This window comes from Nocardioides sp. NPDC057772, from assembly GCF_042798075.1.
Lineage (GTDB): Bacteria > Actinomycetota > Actinomycetes > Propionibacteriales > Nocardioidaceae > Nocardioides.
Genome location: NZ_JBHVKN010000084.1, coordinates 1 through 20,041 on the forward strand (window position 1 = coordinate 1; position 20,041 = coordinate 20,041).

A 20,041-nucleotide genomic window follows, 5' to 3' on the forward strand; every position below is an offset into this window, starting at 1 on the left:
GCGTGCGCGGCCTCCGGGGGCGTGCGGCCTGGCGGCCGGTCCCCCTACGTGCCGCGCAAATGAAGAAGAGCGCCCAGTCCGTAGACCAAGCGCTCACTCACCAGGGCAGCAGCTAGAACCACTCGACCCGCCGAGGTCGTTGCTTCTCACTCACGAGCCACACCAGTTCTTCCGCCGATGACGAGGGCGGGGGCAGCCGTAGCGGCGTACGCTCTCCAGCCCTCGACCGGTCGACCAGGCGTAGGCTCTCGTACGTCAGGGGCAAGCCCCCGAACCCCCGCAGATGGGGCCACTCTCGGGACAACCGAGCGCTTACCCCTGCCACCTGCCGTCCCAGCCTGCCCAAGAGCTGGTAGCGATGGGGAGGGCAAGGTGCCGCCGAAGGGGTGGGAATCTCCCCGCCAAACTCCCCGCCAAACGTCTCGAAATCGCCGCGCGAGACCCAAGAACTCGGGTGTTTCGGGCTGGCCGTCCCGCTCAACTCCGGGGGATTTGATAGGTCATGGTCCCTACGGATCAGAAGGTTTGGGGTTCGAATCCCTACAGGCGCGCAGAACAGAGAGGCCCTTCATCAGGCGAACAGCCGGGTGAAGGGCCTTCTTCATGTCCGCAACGGATCCCGATGAGGATCGTTATCGCATCAAGTAACGACACGCTAGCCTCATTGGTATGGACGGTCCGCGTGCAGCAGCTGGGGAGGTCGCCCCGCTGTCGCCCGAGGAGGAGACCGCCTGGCGGGCATTGGGTCGGGCAGTCGTGGTGATTCCGCGGGTGCTCGACGCCGATCTCATGCAATCAGAGGGCCTGAGTCTCACGGAGTACACCGTGCTGATGAATCTGTCCGAGGCTCCCGAGCGCTCGTTGCGCATGAGCGAGCTCGCCAACTATGTATCGATCTCGGTCAGTGGGCTGACTCGTGCCGTGGAGCGGTTGGAGCGGGCGGGCCTGGTCGAGCGGGTGCGGTCGACCGCGGACGGTCGCGGTCAGCTGGCGTGCTTGACCCCGGCCGGGTTGAAGTGCCTGAAGAGGGCTTGGCCGGTGCACCTGGAGAGCGTCCGGCGTCACGTGATGGATCATCTCCAGAACGTCGACCTGGTCGCGTTCGCTGATGACCTCGCGGCAATCGCTGAGGCCGAGGTCGGACCGCCGGTTCGGCGCCGGGGTCGCTGACCGCGCCGGATGTGGGGCCCGGGGCCGGAGGGCTACTTGACTGCGTTCGTATTCTATTTGTACGCGCAAACAAATACCCGCATGACGTCTTCGGCCGCCACGCGATGACCTGCGAGTGGCTCAACCTGAATGAAGCACGCCGACTCCGAGCAAGGACATGAGATGACAGACATCGACCTCGAGGTCACACATGCGCCAGAGCGCCTGCGCTACGAAGCGCGTGTGGGGGGATCCGTGGTGGGATTCGCGGAATACATTCTCGCCACCGACCTGATCGTGTTCACCCACACCGAGGTCGATCCCGCCTTCGAGGGGAAGGGCGTCGGCTCCGCGATCGCGAGGTTCGCGCTCGACGACGTCCGCGATGGCAGCCAGCGCAAGGTGATGCCGCTGTGCCCGTTCATCAAGGGCTGGATCGCCAACCACCGCGAGTACGTCCCGCTCGTGAAGCGTGTGCCCGCGTCGACGGCGAAGGACTGACCATGACGCGCAAGACCTACACCGGGCCATTGGTCGATGTCTCCTTCGACGGCGACGTGTGTCAGCACGCTGCAGAGTGCGTACGTGGGATGCCCACCGTCTTCGATACCGCCGCGCGGCCCTGGATCAACCCCACGCATGCCGATTCGGACGGATCGGCTCAGACCCTGCGAGAAGTGATCGGGCGCTGCCCCTCGGGCGCCCTCCGCGTTGTCGAGCACGCTGACGGGTCGTGGTCGGCATGAAGATCACGGTGATCGGCCGCGGCAACATCGGCGGTGGCTTGGCTGATCTGTGGGAGCGCGCCGGCCATCAGGTGACCAGATTGGGGCGAGACGGTGGTGACGCCAGCGGCGCCGAAGCTGTTCTGCTCGCGGTCCCGGGAGCCGCGGTCGAGGCAGCGCTGTCATCGGTCGCCGGGCTCTCGGGCAAGACCGTGCTCGATGCCACCAACCTCTACGGCGGCGCCCGGCCTCCGGCAGGGTTCTCCTCCAACGCTGAATACGTCAAGTCGGTCACCGGCGGGCCCACGGCCAAGGCGTTCAGCACCAACTTCGCCTCGCTCTTCGGCCGGGTTGCCGGGGCTCGCGTACCACCGAGCAACCTGTGGTCCGGCGACGACCAGGCCCACCGCGCGGTCAGTCAGCTGAGCTACGAGGCCGGATACGAAGCGGTCCGCCTGGGCGACCTGAGCATGGCCGCCACCCAAGAGGGTCTCGCCGGCGCGATCTTCGCGATCTCGCAGTCCGGCCTCGGCGAGTTCGTCTACCGGATGGCTCCGCCGGAACAGCTCTGAGGCACACCTATAGGCCCGGCCCCATAATGTCCCGGTGGCCCTTCCCCAGACCCTCGGGCGCCTGCGCCAGGTCAAGCCTCTCGGTTCCGGTGGTTTCGCCGAGGTGTGGCTCTACCACGACCCGGATCTCGACTCGCCCGTTGCTGTGAAGGTGCTCAGCGCCCAGTGGACGCAGGCGACCGACATCCGGGAGAGGTTTCTGCAGGAGGCGCGCTTCCTCCGGTCGGTGGACTCGCCCCATGTCGTCTCGGTGCACGACATCGGCGAGACTCCGGCGGGTGCGCCGTACTTCGTGATGGCGTACGCCGACGCGGGCAGCGTCGCGGAACTGATCGCCCAGCACCCGCAGGGGATGCCGCCGCAGCTGGTGGCCGATCTGGTGGCACAGGCCGCGTCCGGCCTCGATGCTCTGCATGTGCGCTCGGTCATCCACCGCGACGTGAAGCCGGCCAACATCCTGCTTGCCGGTGGCTCCGACGGCCGGCTGCGCGCGATGGTCGCCGACCTCGGCGTGGCCCGTGCTCTCGACCAGCACACCGAGGTGACCAGGCAGATCGGGACGCCCGCCTACATGGCGCCCGAGCAGTTCGACGAGTCGCTGCCGATCGACCATCGTGCCGACGTACGCAGCCTGGGTGCTGTCGCGTGGGCGATGTTCGCGGGCCGCTCGCCCGCGCCGGCGTTGACGGTCGTGTCCCGGGTTCCCGACCTCGCCACGGTTTCGGTCGTGCCGGCGACAGTGGCCGCGGTGATCATGCGGGCCCTCGAGCCGAGGGCCGAGGACCGATGGCCGGACGCGGGGAGCTTCGCCGCCGCGCTCACCGCCGCGACCGAGGGTCGGGCGATCGCAGTACCCCCTTCCTCGGACGCGCCGACCGTGCTCCGTGCGACCGGCCCGGCGCAGTCGACGCCCATGCCCCCGCCTCCGCCGCAGCCGAGGCCGGTGCAGCGGCGGCGTAACGCCGTCCTCGTCGCGGCCGCCGTCGCCACCGCCCTGGTGCTGGGTGGCGCCGCGACCTGGTTCGTGTCGCGCGGCGGACCGGTCGAGGCGCCGGCCAACGGGAGCGAGACGGCATCAGGGCAGCCGGTCAGCGGCGCGGAGACCGCGGCCGTTCGGTTCGTCGATGCGCTCCAGGCAGGTGACTGCGAGGCCGCAGGCCTCTACATGCCCGACCTCGACGACGCGGCCGCGTGGGACTGCACCGATGACGCCAACGGCGGCGACGGCTTCTACTACCGCCTCCTCGAGGACCTCGACGCAGGCGGCGAGCGACGGGTCGAGGACCTCGGCGACGGGCTCTTCCGGGTGATCTGGGTGGACCAGGGCTACGTGAACATGCAGCGCCAGGAGGACAGCCTGTTCAAGGTGGAGCGAGTCGTCTGCTGCTAGGCCTCACCGACGCAGCCGCGAGGTCCGCAAACCGGCGGCGACCGTCGGAACGATGGTGAGAAGCGTGACTGCGAGGACGAGCAGAGTCAAGATGGCGTACGCAGCCAGGTCGATGCGTGGGCCCGAGGTACCCAGCAGCCCGAACCCGACGCCGAGCACCGCGGGCAGCACCGACGCGGTGCCGATCGCCCAGGCCACGAGTGCGGCGACGAGCGCTTCGAGGGTTGCCATGGCGAGCAGCTGGAGACGGGTGGCCCCGGTGCGCAGCAGGAGCTCGAGCTCGCCGCGACGGCCGGCTGTCGTCATGACGAGGACGTTCGCTGCCGCGAGGCCGACGAAACCGAGCAGCGCGAACAGGAGGATGAGCGATACCTGCCGCGCGCCGGTGTCGGGGTCAGCCGCCCGGGCGTAGCGGCGCTCGTCGAGCGCCGGCAGACCTTGGGCGGCCAGCCGCTCGGCGACCGGGGCGCCCGGGTCGGTACGCAACAGGACCGTGTCGACCGGCGCGGCGAGACCATGGGCGCGGACGGTGGCATCCCCGGCGAGGTAGTCGCCGAAGCCGAGGCTGCGCTCGTAGACGGCGACGACTCGCGCCTGTGACTCCACGCTCCCGAGCCGGAGGCCGACGGTGTCTCCGATTCCGATGCCGGTGCCGAGCAGCGCGTCCCGGCTCGCTGCGACGGTGCCGGGTCGGGCGAGATCGTCGAGGGAGCCGTCGACGACCGACGGGTCGAGCATGCGCTGCAGGTCGGAGGGCAGAACGCGAAGCACCGCGGGCTCCCACAGGATGCTCTCCAGGCCGGGCAGGTCCTCTGGGTCGGTCCGCACCCGAGCAGTGGTGCTCGCGAGCGGTGCGGAGGCCGTCACCCCGGGGGTTCGCGAGATTGCCTCGAGCGTATCCGATGAGGCGCCGTCGACGGGGACGACGAGGTCCGCGTGCAGGCCGGCCGTGAGTTCTCGGGCAGCCGCCTCGGAGAGGGTGCGGTCCGTCGTTGTCTGCACCGTGCCCACAGCGAGCACCAAGGCGAGGGGGAGAACGGCGGTGGTCAGCCGTCGTGAGAATCCGCGGGTGTTGGCCACCGCGAGCCGGCCAGCGGCCCCGTGCCCGAACAGGCGCAGTACCGCGTCGTGGCGCAGACACCAGGCCACGAGCACGGGACCGGCCAGCGCGGTGGCGCCGACGAGCAGGAACGTGGAGGTGACCGCCATCGCACTTCCGATCACGCCCGACAGCACGACGGGCGTGAGCGCGATCGTCAGCCCGAGCACCGTCATCGCCAGCGCGACGACCCGTCGGCCTCGTCCGACGGTGCCTGGTTCCACGAGGCTCTCCCGTACGGCCTCGGTCACCGGCGTACGCAACGTCTCCCGGGTCGCGAGGGCGGCCGCGAGGAGTGCGACCGTCAGGAGCAGGAGTACGGCTGAGATGGCAGGCGCCGGGCCGACGGTCAGCGCATGGCCGCGCGGGACGATGCCCTCCTGCACGAGCCAGGGGGTCAGTCGATCGGCGAGAGCCAGACCCGGAACGGCGCCGAGCGGTGCGGCGAAGGCGGTCACCAGGGTCAGCTCGGTGCTGATGAGGCGACGTACCTGGCTGCGAGTGGCGCCGACGGCGCGCAGCAACGCCAGCTCCCGGCGCCGTCGGCGCAGCGCGAGGGTGACCGAGGACGCGACGACGAGCACGACGACCATCACTGTCGTGCCGGCGAAGGACGCAGCCAGGGTCGCGAGGAAGCCACCGTCGGCGTCGGCGCCGGACTGGACGATGACCCCGGTCGCAGACAAGAGCGTGGCGGCGAGGGCCAGCACCAGGGAGACACCGATGAGCGGGCCGACGTGAGCGCGGGCGCCGCCGGCAGCGAGGCGGAACGTCGTGATCGTCGTCATCGTCGTCATCGCCTCCCGAGTGCGACCATGCGCTCGGTGATGTCCTCGACGAGCGGAGCCTCGAGCCGGTCGACGAGTCGGCCGTCAGCAAGGAACAGAACCTGCTCGGCCGCGGCGGCCACACTCGGATCATGGGTCACGATCACCACGGTCTGCCCCAGGCGCTTGGCGGTGCCGAGCATCGTGCCGAGGATTCGGATGCCCGTGCGGGAGTCGAGTGCACCGGTCGGCTCGTCTGCGAAGAGTGCCATGGGTCGGGTGAGCAGGGCACGAGCGATCGCAACCCGCTGCGCCTGGCCACCTGACAGCTCACCGGGGCGCCGATGCCCGAGGCCGTCGAGACCCACCGCGTCGACGATCTCCGTCAGCCAGGCGAGGTCGGGCTGACGACCGGCGAGCAGCATCGGCAGCAGGATGTTCTCCTCGACCGAGAGGTGGGGGATGAGGTTGTACGCCTGGAAGACGAAGCCGATGTGCTCGCGGCGGAACCGGGCCAGCGCGTCGAACGAGAGCGCGCTGATGTCACGGTCGCCGACGACGACACGGCCGCTGTTCGGGGTGTCCAGGCCGGCAGCGCAGTTGAGCAACGTGGACTTGCCCGAACCGGAGGGGCCCATGACGGCCGTCACCGAGCCGACCGGGAGCGACACCGAGACGCCACGGAGCGCCTGGACCGTCGTGGATCCGTTGCGGTAGCTCCGGTGGACGTCGGTGAGCTGTACGGCGTACGGGCGCCCGGCCGTGGGCGGCGCGCTGGGTGTGCCGGGCATGGAGTCCGGGCCCCGGTTCGGGGTGGTGCTGGTCATGTGCCCAGCGTGGCCGCGGCGCACGTCGGCAACGACCGTCGTGGGGAGGAACTCGGGCTCCTACCTTTGGTGGAGGTCCGCCGACCGGGCCGGAGCGGGCCGGAGCGGGTCGAGCGGGACGAGCGGGAGAGCTACGGCGTAGCGAGCCCGTGCTGGTAGGCCCAGACGACGGTCTGGAGGCGGTCGCGGGTGCCGAGCTTGGCCATGGCGCTGCTGAGATGTGACTTGACGGTGCTGGTCTCGACGGTGAGGGCACGGGCGATCTCGTCGTTGGACATGCCGAGCGCGAGGAACTCGACGATCTCGCGCTCCCTCGGAGTCAGGGCTGCGGCGGCGGGCCCGGGAGTCGGGGTGCGTCGGCGGTTGGCGAACTCGGTGAGTACGCGGCGGGTGAGGCTGTGGTCGAGGAGGCCGTGGCCGTCCGCGAGTCGTCGGACCGCGTCCACCAGGTCCTCGGGCTCGGCGTCCTTGAGAAGGAAGCCATCGGCACCGGCTTCGAGTGCGCCGAAGACGTAGTCGTCGAGATCGAAGGTGGTCAGGACGAGCACCGCAGGTCGCGGACCGCTCCGAGCGGCGACGATCTCGCGGGTGGCGGTGATGCCGTCTCCGCCCGGCATGCGTACGTCCATGCACACCACGTCCGGGCGCAGGCGCGCGGCCGCGCGGACGGCATCGGGACCTGTCGAGGCCTCGCCGACGACCTCGATGTCACCGGCGTCCTCGAGGAGGACGCGGTATCCGGCGCGTACGACTGCCTGGTCGTCGACGAGAAGAGTGGTGATCATCGGGCCTCCTCGACCGGGACACGGACGGCGACGAGCCAGCCGCCGTCGGGGGTGGGGACGGTGTCGAGCTCGGCGCCGACGAGGGCGGCGCGCTCGCGCATACCGATCAGACCGGACCCGGTCCCGGCCTCGCGGGTGCGGTCGTGGCCCGGCCCGTTGACCACCTCGAGCAGCAGCTGGTCGGGGTCGGCGGCGAGGCTGAGCGTGACGGGGGCGCCGGGCGCGTGCTGGCGGGCGTTGGCGAGTGCCTGCTGGGCGATGCGGTACAGCGAGATGTCGGTGATCGGCGGCAGCGGGGGCGGGGTGTCGTGGCGCAGGACCACGATCTCGGTGCCGAGGCGTCGAGCGTCCTCGAGGAGAGCCGGAAGGGCGGCGAGACCGGGAACCGGGGCGTCATACCCCGGCTCGGTGTCGCGGAGGAGTCCGACGACCTGGCGCAGGTCGGCCAATGTGGCCTTGCCCTGGGTGCGGATCCAGTGGGCGCTCTCGCGAGCGGAGTCCGGTGCGCGGTCGATGAGCTTGTCGAGAGCGGCCGCCTGGACGACGATCCCAGAGAGGTGATGGGCGGCGATGTCGTGCAGCTCGCGCGCGATCCGGGTGCGTTCGTCCCGGGCAGCGGCCTCGGCGCGGCGACGATGCGCATCGAGAGTGGCGCGAGCCTGCTCGCGTTCGAGGGCGGTGCGCTGACGCTGCGTGGCGACGTGGATCCCTACGAACGCCGCTGCGGTGTAGGTCACGAGGCCGTTGGTGGCGTGCACGGAGGAGAGGGCAAACAGGTCGGGTCGGCCCCAGCTGGCGAGGACGGCCGCGATCGAGACGGCGAATCCGGCGACGGCCACCGCAGCCACGGTGATGCGGATCCGGACCAGGGTGCCCAATGTGTAGGCAGCCACCAGGCCGGCGAGGGTCTGGGCGTTGACCTCGGGCGCGATGAGGATCAGGGCGACGTGGCCGGCCGCCACTCCGGCCATGCACCACAATGGTCGAACCCGTCGGACGACGAGGACGAGAGTCTGCAGGCAGGCGACTGCGACCAACGTACGTATCTGGCTGTCGGAGAGGTTGGAGGCGGGGTCGTCGAGGGTCGCCAGGGGCACGATCACGGCGAAGAGCGCCGCAGTCACGAGCGTCAGCACCCCGGCGAGCACGAGGTCGTGGGCGAGCGTGCTCCGCAGCCGGAGCGGCGCCTCGGCCGGGTCCGCGCCGCGTACGTCGGTGGTCATGTCGTAGGCAGCCTAGCCGTGTCTTCGGGGGACGCGGCCGCCGAGCGCGTCACCACCTGAGCCGACGGCGACGTGCTGCGCAACTCTACGCACCTGGTCTGCGCCAGGTGGCGTACGTCGGGCCCGCGCGCTCGCGGATGCCCGGGCGGGCTGACGGCGGGAGGCTGAGGAACACCGTCCGAGGTGGACGGGTCGAGCCGAAGCCATGGAGGAACGCCATGAACACAGTCCTCGAGCGCCGATTCCCCGCGACCGACATGTCGTGGGGGCTGGTGCTGATCCTGGTTGCGATCGGGGTGCCGCGTACGGTGCTTGCCGATCTGGAGGTTGTGCCGCCGAACAGCGGGCTCGCCTACTACGTTCTCGCGCTGGCGCCGTTCGTCGTGTGGCTCGCGGTCGCGCTCGCCCGTCGGAGCAGGCGGCCGTTCGCCGACTTCGTGGTCGTGGGCGTGCTCTACGGCCTGACGCTCGTCGCGATCCACCAGGCGCTGTGGGGTGTCGGTCGGACGTGGGGATATCGCCCGCCAGCCGCTGCCTTCGAGTTCGCCGACCGGTTCGGACCGGCCTGGTACGACATCGCCGCCCGCGGCTACACCTGCGGTGTCGCCATGATGATCGGGATCGGCTCGGGCCTGGTCGTGGCCGTGATCGCGCTGATCGCCGGCCGGGTGCGAGGGCGCGCCGACCAGCCCGCCTGACCGATGGCTACTGCTCGCGACGCAGGATCTTCGGTGGCCCTGACGGGGTGGCCTCGCCGCGCTCGACGGCGGCGTTGTGGCTGGAGAGGGCGCGCTCAAGGAGCTCCATGAGCGGCGTCTCCTCGCGGGCGATCTGCAGGTACTTCGGGCCGAGGCTGACGATGATGTCGCGCTCGGCGAGGAGGGCGTTGTGGATTCGCTCGCGCTCGGCGGGGTCGGCGGTGTATTCCGAGTCGAGGTAGGCAGCGGCGTGGCGGCGGGCGTTGGCGATGGCGTTCTTCGCGCGGCCGCGCTTGCTGAAGAGCGAGGCGACGATGGTGACGACGAGCACGCCGAGGATGACGCTCAGGGAGAGGCCGGTGCTGACCTCCACCACGTGGACCGGGTCGCCGTCGTTGACGAACGGGACGTTGTTCTCGTGCAGCGCGTGCAGGATCAGCTTCACGCCGATGAAGGCGAGGATCGCGGCCAGACCGTAGGACAGGAAGATGAGCCGGTCGAGGAGGCCGTCCAGCAGGAAGTAGAGCTGGCGTAGGCCCAGCAGCGAGAACGCGGTCGCGGTGAAGACCAGGTAGACGTTCTGGGTGAGACCGAAGATGGCGGGGATCGAGTCGAGGGCGAAGAGGATGTCGGTGCCGCCGATGGCCACCATGACCAGCAGCATCGGGGTCAGGATGCGCTTGCCGTCCTCGACCGTGAAGAGCTTGTCGCCGTCGTAGTGCTCGCTGACGTGGAACAGCCGCCGGGCCAGCCGGACGACGACGTTCTCCCCGTGGGAGTCGTCGTCGGGCTTCAGCATGTTGCCGGCGGTCATCAGCAGGATCAGGCCGAACAGGTAGAACACCCAGGCGAAGGTGTTGATCAGCGCGGCGCCCACGAAGATGAAGCCGGTGCGCGCGAGCAACGAGAACGTGATCCCGAAGAGGAGCACCTTCTGCTGGTCCTCGCGGGGCACGCGGAAGCTGGTCATGATGATCAGGAAGACGAAGAGATTGTCGACCGAGAGTGCCTTCTCGGTGATGTAGCCCGCGAAGTACTCCCCACCCATCGCCCCGCCACCGAAGACCAGCACACCGACGCCGAACAGCAGCGCGATCGCGACGTAGACGGCCGACCAGGTGGCGGCTTCCCTCAGCGTGGGCGTGTGGGCCTTGCGTACGTGGAAGACGTAGTCGAACCCGAGCAGACCGACGATCGCGACGACGGTGACCAGCCACACCCATGTCGGTGCGCCCATAGTGACTACCCCCTGAGAATCCACCCGAGCGTGGGATCGGTCTCAGCCTAGGCGGAGGCCTTGGGGATGGACAGGCTATCGAGGATCTGGGGGAGCGCGTCGTCGAGAAGCCGGTCGGCGCGGGGGTCGTCGCGCCGGATCGTACGCATCGTGAGGCTGTGCAGGAACACGCCCATCATCGTCTGGGCGAGAAGATCGGTCGGCATCGTGGAGGTGCAGTCGAGGCGGTCCAGTGCGAGCTCGACCAGCTCGACGAGCTGCTCGCTGAGCGCCGTGAAGATCGCCGAGCTGATCTCCCGCGCATCGGGGTCGCGCAGACTCTGCAGCACCACCTCGCTCTGCAGGACGTACCAGCGGTCCTGCATGGGACCGACCGCGTCGAAGGCCGCTCGGATCAAGGATCCGCTCGAGTCGGCTTCGACGTGCTCGTCGAGGGCGGTGCGTACGGCCTCGATCAGCCTCTCGGACTCCTCCTTGAATGCCTCGAGGAGCACCTCGTCGACAGTGTTGAAGTTGGAGTAGAAGGCCCCGCGGGTGTAGCCGGCGGCGCTGACCAGGTCGTCGACGGTGACCCGGCGAGCGCCGCGCTCCACGAAGACGTCGACGGCGGCGGCCAGCAGTCGCGCGCGGGTGTTCGTACGTCGTCGGGGGGCCTTCACCTCGGTCATGTAGCCATCCTCACATACCTGAACGATACATTTCTGTATTGGATGCGTTAATGTATTGAACTGTGTCCTCCTACCTCTACCGACTCGGCCGGCTGGTCGCCCGCCGTGCCAAGACCGTGCTGGCGCTGTGGCTGCTGCTGGCCGTGCTGCTGGGTGCGCTGACCGTCTCGCTCGGCGGCAAGCTGCAGAACGACTTCACGATCCCGGGCACCGAGTCCCAGCAGGGACTGGACGCGCTGACCCAGCGCTTCCCGGAGGTCTCCGGGACCTCGGCCCAGCTCGTCTTCGTCGCTCCCGAGGGGGAGAAGATCGAGGACCACGGCAAGGAGGTCAGGGCGGTGCTCGACGCGGTCGAGAAGGTCGACCACGTCGCGACGGTCACCGACCCCCTGGCGGAGGAGAGCAGGACGGTCAGCGACAACGGCCGCGACGCACTGGCGACGGTGCAGTTCGACCTGGGTCTGGACGAGCTCCCGGAGGGGGTGACCGATGACCTGGAGAAGGCCGCGGAGCTGTCGGCGGGATCTTCGCTCGAGCTCCACATCGGCGGGGATGCGTACTCGGTCACCGGGGTGCACGTCAGCGCGACCGAGGGGATCGGGATCCTCATCGCCCTGCTCGTCCTCGCGATCACGTTCGGGTCTCTGCTGGCCGCCGGCCTGCCGATCCTGACTGCGCTGCTCGGGGTCGCGATCGCGATGGCGGGGATCTTCTCGGTCGCCGCGATCACGACGATCTCGGCCACCACCCCGACCCTGGCGCTGATGATCGGGCTCGCGGTCGGGATCGACTACGCGCTGTTCGTGATCGCCCGGCACCGCAGCCAGCTCGCTCACGGTCTGGAGGTGGAAGAGTCGATCGCTCGCGCGGTCGCGACTGCGGGAAGCGCGGTCATCTTCGCGGGTGTCACGGTCATCATCGCGCTGTGCGGCCTGGTGGTCGCGGGCATCCCGTTCCTTGCGGTCATGGGGTACGCAGCCGCCTCGGCCGTCCTGGTCGCCGTGCTCGTCGCGCTCACCGCGGTGCCGGCGCTCCTTGCTCTCGCGGGTGAGCGTCTTCGTCCGAAGCCTGGGTCTCGGGCCCATCGGCGTGAGGCTGTCGCGGAGGGGCGGCCTCACGCCATCACTCTCGGGGCACGCTGGGTGCGGCTGGTGACCAAGGTGCCGGTCCTCACCGTCGTGGTCTCGTTGCTGATCATCGCCGTCCTGGCGATCCCGGCGCGTGACCTGGCCCTGGGGCTCAGCGACAACGGCAGCGCCGAGCCCGGGACCGCGCCGCGGGAGACGTACGACCTGATCAGTCGCGACTTCGGTCCCGGCTACAACGCGCCGCTGTTCGTGACGGCGGACATCATCGACACCACCGATCCGATCGGGGTGATGGACTCTCTGGGCAAGGCGCTGGGCGGCTACGACGGGGTGCAGAAGGTCGCGCTGGCGACGCCGAACCGCACCGCCGACCTGGGGCTCGTGGTGATCTACCCGACCACCGAGAAGAGCGACCCCGCGACCGCGTCGCTGGTCAAGGAGATCCGCGCCGACTCCGGCGGGCTGGAGAAGCGGTTCGGCATCGAGGACGTCATGGTCACCGGTCAGACCGCGGTCGCGATCGACGTCAGTGCTCGACTGTCCGGCGCGATCCTGCCGTTCGGGGCCGTCGTGGTCGGGCTGTCGCTGATCCTGCTGACGATCGTGTTCCGCTCGATCGCGGTCCCGCTGAAGGCGACGCTGGGCTACGTGCTGTCCGTGGCGGCCTCGTTCGGAGTGGTCGCCGCGGTCTTCGAGTGGGGTTGGGGTGCCGACCTCCTGAACGTCGCGAAGGTCGGGCCGGTGATCGCGTTCTTCCCGATCATCCTGATGGGCGTGCTCTTCGGGCTCGCGATGGACTACGAGGTCTTCCTGGTCTCGCGGATGCGGGAGGACTTCGTCCACACCGGCAACGCCCGGGCATCCGTGGACAGCGGTTTCGTCGCGAGCGCCCGCGTCGTCACCGCGGCGGCTCTCATCATGATCGGAGTCTTCGCGGCCTTCGTGCCCAACGGCGACCCGATCGTGAAACCGATGGCGCTGGGCCTGACCGTGGGCGTGCTCGTCGATGCGTTCCTGGTGCGGATGACGCTGGTGCCGGCCGTGCTCGCCCTGCTCGGACGTGGCGCCTGGTGGCTGCCGCGCTGGCTGGACCGGCGGCTGCCTGTGCTCGACATCGAGGGTGAGGCGCTCGTGCACCACCTCGAGCACGCCGACTACGTCGCCACTCACGGGGAGGTGGCGGTGCGGGCGCGCGAGGTCGAGGTGGCGGCGGCGCTCGCGCCGTTCACGCTCGACCTTCGCCCGGGCGGGCTCGGGATCGTCCATGGGGCCGACCCGGTGGCACGCTCTGCTGCGCTCGCCGCGATCACCGGGCGGCTCGGGTTCTCCGGGTCTTTGGTCGTGCTCGATCGCCTGCTGCCGGAGGAGGCGGGAGCGGTGCGGGCGCGGGCCGCGCTCGTCGACGACGTCGCGGACGCGCTCCGGCTCGTGGGGGCTCGGCGGGTGCCGGCCCTGGTCGCCATCGACAGTCCGACCTCGCTCGACCCCGGTCAGCTCGCGGCCCTGTCCGCGCTGACCTCACGGGGCACGACGGTGCTGCTCGGGATGCCGTCGTTGCCCGCCGTGACGCAGGTCGCGGACGTCCTCGCGTCTGCCGAGCCTGCCCGCGCTCTTCCTGCGCTCACTGACCCCGCGGCTTCGGCCGCTGACCTGGAGACGGTCCGATGACACGTACGAAATCATGGTGGGGCGGCCGCCGCCTCGTGGCCGCCGCGATCCTGCTGCCGGTCGTCGTGACGGCGCTCGCGCTCGTCGCGCTCAGCGACCGCACCGAGAACCTCGACAAGGTGCCCGCCGCGGTGGTCAACCTCGACAAGCCGGTGACGACGGGGAGCGGCAAGGACAAGCAGACCGTGTACGCCGGGCGCGCCTTGGCCGCGGACCTGGTCTCGTCCTCGGGCTCCGGCTCGTCGAGCCCCACCCTCGGCTGGGAGCTCACCGACGAGGAGGATGCGCGCGCCGGCTACGCGGACGGGACGTACGCCGCGGTGATCACGATCCCCGAGGACCTGTCCGAGACGCTGTCCGGTGTGCAGAGGAGCGACCCGAGCGCCGGCCAGGTGCGCGTGGAGGCGTCCGACGCCTCCAGCGAGGTCACCGCCGAGATCGCCCGGCAGGTCGCGCGGCAGTCGGCGTCGACCCTGGGGCGTACGGTCACCACGACCTACCTCGACGGTGTCCGGGACCAGACCGGGAAGCTCAAGACCAGCCTGACCTCGGCCGCGGACGGGGCGGACGAGCTCGCCGACGGCACCGCTGCCGCCGACTCGGGTGCCGGGAAGATCGCCGACGGTGCACGTGCGCTCAGCTCTGGCGCCGCGGGTGCCGCCGACGGCGCCTCGCAGGTCGCCGGAGGCCTCGACTCGCTCGCCGGCGGGACCGCGCGGCTGGAGGCGGGTGCGGGATCGCTGGCCACCGGCGCGGGCAAGGCATCGAAGGGCGCGTCCTCGCTGTCGGCCGGCGCCGGCGAGCTCAGCGGCGGGCTCGACCGGCTGGAGAGGTCGACCGCCGACCTGCCGTCACAGACCTCGGCGCTCGCGACCGGTGCCGCGCAGGTGTCGGAGGGTGTGGACGGCTACACCCAGCTCGCCAAGGGCTGGGCGCAGGCGTGCGCGAGCGATCCGCTGCTCGCGGCCTCCAAGCCGCAGCTGTGCGGCGCCACCGCCGCTGCGGTCGGTTCCGGCGGTACGCAGGCCGATCAGCTCGCCGCCGGCGCGGACCAGGTCGCCTCGGGTGCCTCCGCGCTGTCGCAGGCGGCCCCCGAGCTGAGCGGCGGGATCTCGTCGGCGGCGGACGGTGCCAGGAAGGTCGCCTCCGGGGCGTCCCGGCTGGCTTCCGCCAACGCGCGTCTGGCCAAGGGTGCGCGTGAGCTCTCCGCCGGTGTCGGGGAGGCGAACGACGGCGCCACCGAGCTGGCCTCCGGGGCCGACCGGCTCGCCTCCGGGACCAAGCAGCTCGAGAACGGGTCGGCCTCGCTGGCCACGGGTGCCGGCGACCTCTCCAAAGGGACCTCCTCGCTGAGAAAAGGCGCGTCCTCGCTGGCGTCGGGGCTCGACGACGGGGCCTCGCAGATCACGGTCCCCGGCGAGAAGCAGGCCGAGGTCGTCGCCTCTCCGGTGCGGGTCTCGGTCGCGTCCGGGCCGTCCATCTCGGGGGCGACCCGGCTGGCGCCGGCCGTGATCGCGCTGGCGCTGTGGCTCGGTGCGCTCGCCGTCTACCTGCTTCGTCCGGCCTTCCCCGTCAAGCGGCTGCGCGAGGCTCTCACGGCGCGCCGGCTCACCTTCGTCGGGCTGTGGCCGGCGGTCCTGATCGGGTCGGTGCAGGCCGTGCTCCTCGTGGGGGCGGCTCGTCTCCTCGGCGCGGATCTCGCGAAGCCGCTCGCGGCGGTCGGTATCGCGGCTCTTGCTGCGGTCGTGTTCGTCGCGGTCCACCAGGCCGTCGTCGCGCTCGCCGGCCAGCGCCGCGGGTGGCTGATCTCGCTCGCCTTCCTTGCCCTGCAGCTGGTCTCCCTCGGCGGATTGCTGCCGGTCGCCACGGCGTCCGAGCCGTTCGGTGCGCTCGCCGGCGTCCTGCCGGTACCGCTCGCCGCCGAGGCGCTGCGTGGGGTCGTGGTCACGCAGAGCGGCGCCGCGGTCGGTGCGTCGGTCGGGGGACTGGTCCTCTGGCTCCTGCTCGCGGTGGCGGTCAGCGTCGTCGCGGCGGGTCGGGCGCAGCGTACGTCTGTGGCGGAGATCCGCGGGGTCGCGGCGGCTGGCTGAGCGGGGGCCGCACGTGTAACACGTCGTTCGTAGGACTATCCGGTCGTCCCGATAGGGCGAGAAGACCTACGAACGACGTGTTACAGCTCGTCGACAGCTCGTCGACAGCTCGTCGCAGCGGCTCAGAGCGAGGTGTCGTGCAGCACGATGTGCTCGTCGAGCGGGGCGCGGCCCATCTCGACACGGTTGACCGACGCCTCGGGGTCGGCGGTGCCGAACGAGATGCCGTAGAGCAGCTTGCGGTCGGCCGGGAGCCCGAGGTGGTCGCGGACGGTGTCGGCGAACAGGCCGTGCATGCCCTGCGGGACGCCGTGGTAGCCGCGGGCGGTGAGGGAGAGCAGGAAGTTCTGGGCGTACATGCCGACGTCGTTGGCGGCGCGGACGACGTCGCCGAGCTCGGGCACGAAGAGCAGGGCCACGTGCGGTGCACCGTAGAAGCGGAGGTTCTCGGCGACAGCCTTGGAGCGTCCTTCGGCGTCGTCACGGGCGATGCCCATGGCGCCGTAGAGGAGGGCGCCGGCTCGCTGCGACCGCTGGACGTGGACACCGTCGTCGTCGCCGTACGTCGTGGTGAAGTCGGGGCTCATCTGGCCGGCCTCGAACGCCTTGAGCATCGCCTCGCTGAGCCGGTCGCGGGCGTCGCCGGAGAAGACGTGCACCTCCCACGGCTGGGTGTTGCTGTGCGACGGGGCGCGCTGGGCGTCCTCGAGCACACCGCGGATGTCGTCGGCGGGCACCGGATCGGGCAGGAAGGCCCGCGCGGAACGGCGGGTTCGGATCACGTCCGTGAAGGTGTCGACGGCGGTTGCGCTCACAAGAAAGGTTCCTCTCAGGTCTGCCGAGGGCTGATGACCTCGATCCACTCCATACCAAATACGGAGGGACTCTCCGGTATTCCCTCGGGCGGCGGGAAGGTGGCTCATCACACACTCCGCGGCCCTACCCGGTTCGGGTGATACCCGGGGGTCGGACGGGAGCCTTTACCGCGGCGCGTCGAAGACTCGAGGTCCGACCTATCTGAGGGGGAAACCCATGATCCGAAAGCTCGTCTGTGCTGTCGCGGCGGGGGTCGCCGCGGCGGCGCTCTGGTCGATGCCGGCCTCGGCTGCGCCATTGCTGCAGCTCTCCGGCGCGATCTTCACCACCGACGTCTCCGGCGCGCCGGTCAACCTCAACCACTACGCCGCCAAGCAGGACGTCTATCTCAACGGTGGTCCCGGCATCAACGCACCTGATGACGCCGCCGGCCTGCCCGCCGGGATCTACGCCTTCCAGGTGACCGACCCGTCCGGCAAGACGCTGCTCTCCACCGATCCGGTTGCCTGCCGCCGGGTCGAGGTCGACGCCAGCGGCCGCTTCGTCAGCGTCGCTCCGAGCGGTGGATGTGCGCACGCGACCGGTACCGACGCGGAGGACAACGGCATCACCGTCCAGCTGTTCCCGTTCCTCGACACCCCCAACAACGGTGGCGAGTACAAGGTCTGGCTGACACCGTACGCCGCGCTCGACCCGACCGCGCCCGGCAACCGGCACGGCTTCGTCCCGGCTGACAGCAAGACCGACAACTTCAAGGTCCGGGCTCGGGCGATCGTCGAGATCGACACCCGCTTCTCGCGGCACGGTGGGCCGTTCATCGACGGTCTGGCCGCCCACTGGACCGACACCCTGGGTGCACACAACGTGAAGTACTCCGAGTACAACCCGGCGGTCCTCGCGTTCCATGAGGCACACGTCGAGGCCGCGGAGGCGGGCCTGCACAAGATCACCGTGACCGACCAGGCCGGCTGCGAGATCGACGACGTGCACCACGCCGGGCAGACGTTCCTTCCCGACGCGAGCGGCTCGGTCACCGTCCCGGTGCTGGTCAAGAAGCACATGAACGGCGACCACACCTACTGGGTGGACGTGCACTGCGTCTGAGCCACTGGCTCTGACGCACTCGCATCGGTCACCGCGACCATCAACCTAGCATTTGCTTGGTAGGCGCTCTAGACTGCCGCACATGGCAGTGGAGATCGACTTCAGCGGCAAGGTGGTCGCGGTGACCGGTGGCACCCGCGGCGTGGGCGCCGGGATCGTCGCCCGGTTCCTCGAGGCCGGCGCCGAGGTCGAGATCTGCGGCCGGACGGCCCCGGCCGAGCTGCCCATGATCGACGGCCGCAAGCCGGTCTTCTCCCAGGTCGACGTACGCGATCCCGAGCAGGTCGCGGCCTGGGTCGCCGCCATCACCTCGCGGCTCGGACGGCTGGACGTGGTCGTCAACAACGCCGGTGGCGCGCCCTACGCCGACTTCGCGACCGCGTCGCCGCGCTTCCACGAGAAGATCTCCGCGATCAACTTCCTGGCCACCGCCTACGTCTGCCAAGCGGCGTACGAGGCGTTGAAGGCCTCTCGCGGATCCATCGTCAACATCAGCTCGATCTCGGCACGCCGGCCCAGTCCCGGCACCGCGGTCTACGGCGCTGCCAAGGCGGCCGTCGAGAGCCTGACCGGGTCGATCGCGGTCGAGTGGGCCCCGGACGTACGCGTCAACGCCATCTCCTGCGGGATCGTCGCCACCGCGGGGTCCGAGGAGCACTACGGCAGCCCCGAGCAGCGGGCCGCGGTGGCCGCGACCATCCCGCGCGGAGTCTTCGCGACCCCGTCGGAGATCGGCGATGCCTGCCTGATGCTCGCCTCCCCGCTCGCCGCGCACATCACCGGCGCGGTCCTCGCCGTCGACGGCGGCGGGGAGTGGCCCGCCTTCCTCCAGCACACCCCCAACTCCTGAGGAGAAACCGTGCCCGAAGCAGTCATCGTCTCCGCCGCCCGATCCCCGATCGGCCGCGCCTTCAAGGGGTCGCTGAAGGACCTGCGTCCGGACGAGCTGGCCGAGCAGATCGTACGCAGCGCCCTCGCCTCGGTTCCGGAGCTGGATCCGACGCAGATCGACGACCTGATGATGGGCTGTGCCCAGCCCGCGGGGGAGCAGGGCTACAACATCGGCCGGGTCGTCGGCGTACGCCTCGGCCTCGACGCTGTCCCCGGCGCCACGGTCCACCGCTACTGCGCCTCGTCGCTGCAGACCACGAGGATGGCGTTCCATGCGATCCGCGCCGGCGAGGGGGACGCGTTCGTCTCGGCCGGGGTCGAGTGCGTGTCCCGCTACGAGCGCGGCAAGGCCGACGGGATGCCGGACACCAAGGCCGAGGAGTTCCTCAAGGCCGGCGAGCGCGGCGCCGCGCGGGTGGCTGCGGGGACGGCCTGGAGCGACCCGCGCGATGCCGGCGAGCTGCCCGACTACCACCTCGCGATGGGCGAGACCGCTGAGAACGTCGCCGAGCTGTGCGGCGTCACGCGGGAGGCGCAGGACGCCTGGGGCGTACGTTCCCAGAACCGCGCCGAGGCCGCTGCCGCCCGGGGCTTCTGGGAGCGGGACATCACGCCGGTGACGCTGCCGTCCGGCGAGGTCGTCTCCACCGACGACGGGCCGCGGGCCGGGGTGACCCTGGAGAAGGTCGCCGGACTGGCCCCGGTGTTCCGTGAGAACGGCACCATCACGGCCGGCAACTGCTGCCCGCTGAACGACGGCGCGGCCGCGTTGGTGATCATGAGCGACACTCGGGCCGCGGAGCTCGGCATCACGCCCCTGGCCCGGATCGTCTCGACCGGCGTCTCGGGGCTCTCGCCCGAGATCATGGGCCTCGGGCCGGTCGAGGCGTCCCGCCAGGCGCTCGCCCGCGCCGGACTCTCGGCATCCGACATCGACCTCGTGGAGATGAACGAGGCCTTCGCCGCCCAGGTGCTGCCCAGCATCGACCAGATCGGTCTCGACCCCGAGCGGGTCAACGTCAACGGCGGTGCGATCGCCCTCGGCCACCCCTTCGGCTCCACCGGCGCCCGCCTCACGACCACCCTCCTCCATGGCCTGCAGGAGACCGGCGGCCGCTATGGCCTGGAGACGATGTGTGCAGCGGGTGGCCAAGGCATGGCGCTGGTGATCGAGCGGCTCTGACTGGCCGCCGCATCGGGGTGTAACACGTCGTTCGTAGGACTACTCGCCTTATCTGATAAGG

Annotated in this window: 18 protein-coding genes; 11 read left to right on the forward strand and 7 right to left on the reverse strand. The window is 70.4% G+C overall.

The features are described 5' to 3' along the window. The first annotated feature begins 669 nt into the window (after positions 1-669). The 5 genes from ACFVJS_RS15235 (at position 670) to ACFVJS_RS15255 (ending at position 3,836) form a co-directional block, all read left to right on the forward strand. Positions 670-1,170: a MarR family winged helix-turn-helix transcriptional regulator gene (locus ACFVJS_RS15235; protein WP_378881587.1), complete on the forward strand. Its 501-nt coding sequence runs from the start codon at positions 670-672 to the stop codon at positions 1,168-1,170. Between the two features lie 162 nt (positions 1,171-1,332). Further along, positions 1,333-1,650 carry a GNAT family N-acetyltransferase gene (locus tag ACFVJS_RS15240; protein WP_378881590.1) on the forward strand — a complete coding sequence of 106 codons (318 nt, stop codon included), beginning with the start codon at positions 1,333-1,335 and terminating at the stop codon, positions 1,648-1,650. Between the two features lie 2 nt (positions 1,651-1,652). Next, positions 1,653-1,895, forward strand: a complete 243-nt coding sequence (locus ACFVJS_RS15245) for a (4Fe-4S)-binding protein (protein WP_378881593.1) — start codon at positions 1,653-1,655, stop codon at positions 1,893-1,895. Further along, positions 1,892-2,446: an NADPH-dependent F420 reductase gene (locus tag ACFVJS_RS15250; protein ID WP_378881596.1), complete on the forward strand. Its 555-nt coding sequence runs from the start codon at positions 1,892-1,894 to the stop codon at positions 2,444-2,446. Before ACFVJS_RS15245 ends, ACFVJS_RS15250 begins: the two co-directional genes overlap by 4 nt. Before the next feature lie 34 nt (positions 2,447-2,480). Then, entirely contained in the window at positions 2,481-3,836 is a 1,356-nt protein-coding gene (locus ACFVJS_RS15255; protein ID WP_378881600.1) for a serine/threonine-protein kinase, read from the forward strand. Positions 3,837-3,839: 3 nt separating this feature from the next. Here ACFVJS_RS15255 and ACFVJS_RS15260 read toward each other — a convergent pair whose 3' ends face one another. From ACFVJS_RS15260 to ACFVJS_RS15275, 4 genes are all read right to left on the reverse strand, one after another. Beyond that, on the reverse strand, positions 3,840-5,723 hold the full coding sequence (locus tag ACFVJS_RS15260) for an FtsX-like permease family protein (protein WP_378881603.1): 1,884 nt from the start codon (positions 5,721-5,723) through the stop codon (positions 3,840-3,842). 5 nt (positions 5,724-5,728) lie between these two features. Continuing rightward, positions 5,729-6,529, reverse strand: a complete 801-nt coding sequence (locus ACFVJS_RS15265; RefSeq protein WP_378881606.1) for an ABC transporter ATP-binding protein — start codon at positions 6,527-6,529, stop codon at positions 5,729-5,731. 131 nt (positions 6,530-6,660) lie between these two features. Then, positions 6,661-7,314: a response regulator gene (locus ACFVJS_RS15270; protein WP_378881609.1), complete on the reverse strand. Its 654-nt coding sequence runs from the start codon at positions 7,312-7,314 to the stop codon at positions 6,661-6,663. Further along, entirely contained in the window at positions 7,311-8,537 is a 1,227-nt protein-coding gene (locus tag ACFVJS_RS15275) for a sensor histidine kinase (protein ID WP_378881612.1), read from the reverse strand. The genes ACFVJS_RS15270 and ACFVJS_RS15275 overlap by 4 nt, the downstream gene beginning before the upstream one ends. A gap of 218 nt (positions 8,538-8,755) precedes the next feature. Here ACFVJS_RS15275 and ACFVJS_RS15280 point away from each other — a divergent pair, with 218 nt between their 5' ends. Then, on the forward strand, positions 8,756-9,235 hold the full coding sequence (locus ACFVJS_RS15280) for a hypothetical protein (RefSeq protein ID WP_378881615.1): 480 nt from the start codon (positions 8,756-8,758) through the stop codon (positions 9,233-9,235). Between the two features lie 7 nt (positions 9,236-9,242). Here ACFVJS_RS15280 and ACFVJS_RS15285 read toward each other — a convergent pair whose 3' ends face one another. After that, positions 9,243-10,472, reverse strand: a complete 1,230-nt coding sequence (locus ACFVJS_RS15285) for a TerC family protein (protein WP_378881618.1) — start codon at positions 10,470-10,472, stop codon at positions 9,243-9,245. Positions 10,473-10,519: 47 nt separating this feature from the next. After that, the gene (locus ACFVJS_RS15290) at positions 10,520-11,140 is read right to left on the reverse strand and encodes a TetR/AcrR family transcriptional regulator (protein ID WP_378881621.1); all 621 of its coding nucleotides are present in this window, start codon (positions 11,138-11,140) and stop codon (positions 10,520-10,522) included. A gap of 62 nt (positions 11,141-11,202) precedes the next feature. Here ACFVJS_RS15290 and ACFVJS_RS15295 point away from each other — a divergent pair, with 62 nt between their 5' ends. Next, positions 11,203-13,896: an MMPL family transporter gene (locus ACFVJS_RS15295; RefSeq protein ID WP_378881624.1), complete on the forward strand. Its 2,694-nt coding sequence runs from the start codon at positions 11,203-11,205 to the stop codon at positions 13,894-13,896. Further along, positions 13,893-15,986: a YhgE/Pip family protein gene (locus ACFVJS_RS15300; protein ID WP_378881627.1), complete on the forward strand. Its 2,094-nt coding sequence runs from the start codon at positions 13,893-13,895 to the stop codon at positions 15,984-15,986. Before ACFVJS_RS15295 ends, ACFVJS_RS15300 begins: the two co-directional genes overlap by 4 nt. Before the next feature lie 122 nt (positions 15,987-16,108). Here the strand turns inward: ACFVJS_RS15300 and ACFVJS_RS15305 are convergent, their stop codons facing one another. Next, positions 16,109-16,801 carry a nitroreductase gene (locus ACFVJS_RS15305; protein ID WP_378881630.1) on the reverse strand — a complete coding sequence of 231 codons (693 nt, stop codon included), beginning with the start codon at positions 16,799-16,801 and terminating at the stop codon, positions 16,109-16,111. Between the two features lie 217 nt (positions 16,802-17,018). Between ACFVJS_RS15305 and ACFVJS_RS15310 the strand changes: the two genes are divergently transcribed. The 3 genes from ACFVJS_RS15310 to ACFVJS_RS15320 all read left to right on the forward strand — a co-directional run bounded on the left by ACFVJS_RS15310 (position 17,019) and on the right by ACFVJS_RS15320 (position 19,980). Then, complete coding sequence (locus ACFVJS_RS15310; RefSeq protein ID WP_378881633.1) at positions 17,019-17,906, forward strand: hypothetical protein; 888 nt, start codon at positions 17,019-17,021, stop codon at positions 17,904-17,906. 82 nt (positions 17,907-17,988) lie between these two features. Continuing rightward, positions 17,989-18,756: an SDR family oxidoreductase gene (locus tag ACFVJS_RS15315; RefSeq protein WP_378881636.1), complete on the forward strand. Its 768-nt coding sequence runs from the start codon at positions 17,989-17,991 to the stop codon at positions 18,754-18,756. A 9-nt stretch (positions 18,757-18,765) separates the two neighbouring features. Continuing rightward, positions 18,766-19,980 carry an acetyl-CoA C-acetyltransferase gene (locus ACFVJS_RS15320; protein ID WP_378881638.1) on the forward strand — a complete coding sequence of 405 codons (1,215 nt, stop codon included), beginning with the start codon at positions 18,766-18,768 and terminating at the stop codon, positions 19,978-19,980. The last annotated feature ends 61 nt before the right edge of the window (positions 19,981-20,041 follow it).

Coding starts and splice junctions, on each gene's coding strand:
- ACFVJS_RS15235 (WP_378881587.1), top strand. CDS start 670: ATGGACGGTCCGCGTGCAGCAGCTGGGGAGGTCGCCCCGCTGTCGCCC.
- ACFVJS_RS15240 (WP_378881590.1), top strand. CDS start 1,333: ATGACAGACATCGACCTCGAGGTCACACATGCGCCAGAGCGCCTGCGC.
- ACFVJS_RS15245 (WP_378881593.1), top strand. CDS start 1,653: ATGACGCGCAAGACCTACACCGGGCCATTGGTCGATGTCTCCTTCGAC.
- ACFVJS_RS15250 (WP_378881596.1), top strand. CDS start 1,892: ATGAAGATCACGGTGATCGGCCGCGGCAACATCGGCGGTGGCTTGGCT.
- ACFVJS_RS15260 (WP_378881603.1), bottom strand. CDS start 5,723: ATGACGACGATCACGACGTTCCGCCTCGCTGCCGGCGGCGCCCGCGCT.
- ACFVJS_RS15265 (WP_378881606.1), bottom strand. CDS start 6,529: ATGACCAGCACCACCCCGAACCGGGGCCCGGACTCCATGCCCGGCACA.
- ACFVJS_RS15270 (WP_378881609.1), bottom strand. CDS start 7,314: ATGATCACCACTCTTCTCGTCGACGACCAGGCAGTCGTACGCGCCGGA.
- ACFVJS_RS15275 (WP_378881612.1), bottom strand. CDS start 8,537: ATGACCACCGACGTACGCGGCGCGGACCCGGCCGAGGCGCCGCTCCGG.
- ACFVJS_RS15280 (WP_378881615.1), top strand. CDS start 8,756: ATGAACACAGTCCTCGAGCGCCGATTCCCCGCGACCGACATGTCGTGG.
- ACFVJS_RS15285 (WP_378881618.1), bottom strand. CDS start 10,472: ATGGGCGCACCGACATGGGTGTGGCTGGTCACCGTCGTCGCGATCGTC.
- ACFVJS_RS15290 (WP_378881621.1), bottom strand. CDS start 11,140: ATGACCGAGGTGAAGGCCCCCCGACGACGTACGAACACCCGCGCGCGA.
- ACFVJS_RS15300 (WP_378881627.1), top strand. CDS start 13,893: ATGACACGTACGAAATCATGGTGGGGCGGCCGCCGCCTCGTGGCCGCC.
- ACFVJS_RS15310 (WP_378881633.1), top strand. CDS start 17,019: ATGATCCGAAAGCTCGTCTGTGCTGTCGCGGCGGGGGTCGCCGCGGCG.
- ACFVJS_RS15315 (WP_378881636.1), top strand. CDS start 17,989: ATGGCAGTGGAGATCGACTTCAGCGGCAAGGTGGTCGCGGTGACCGGT.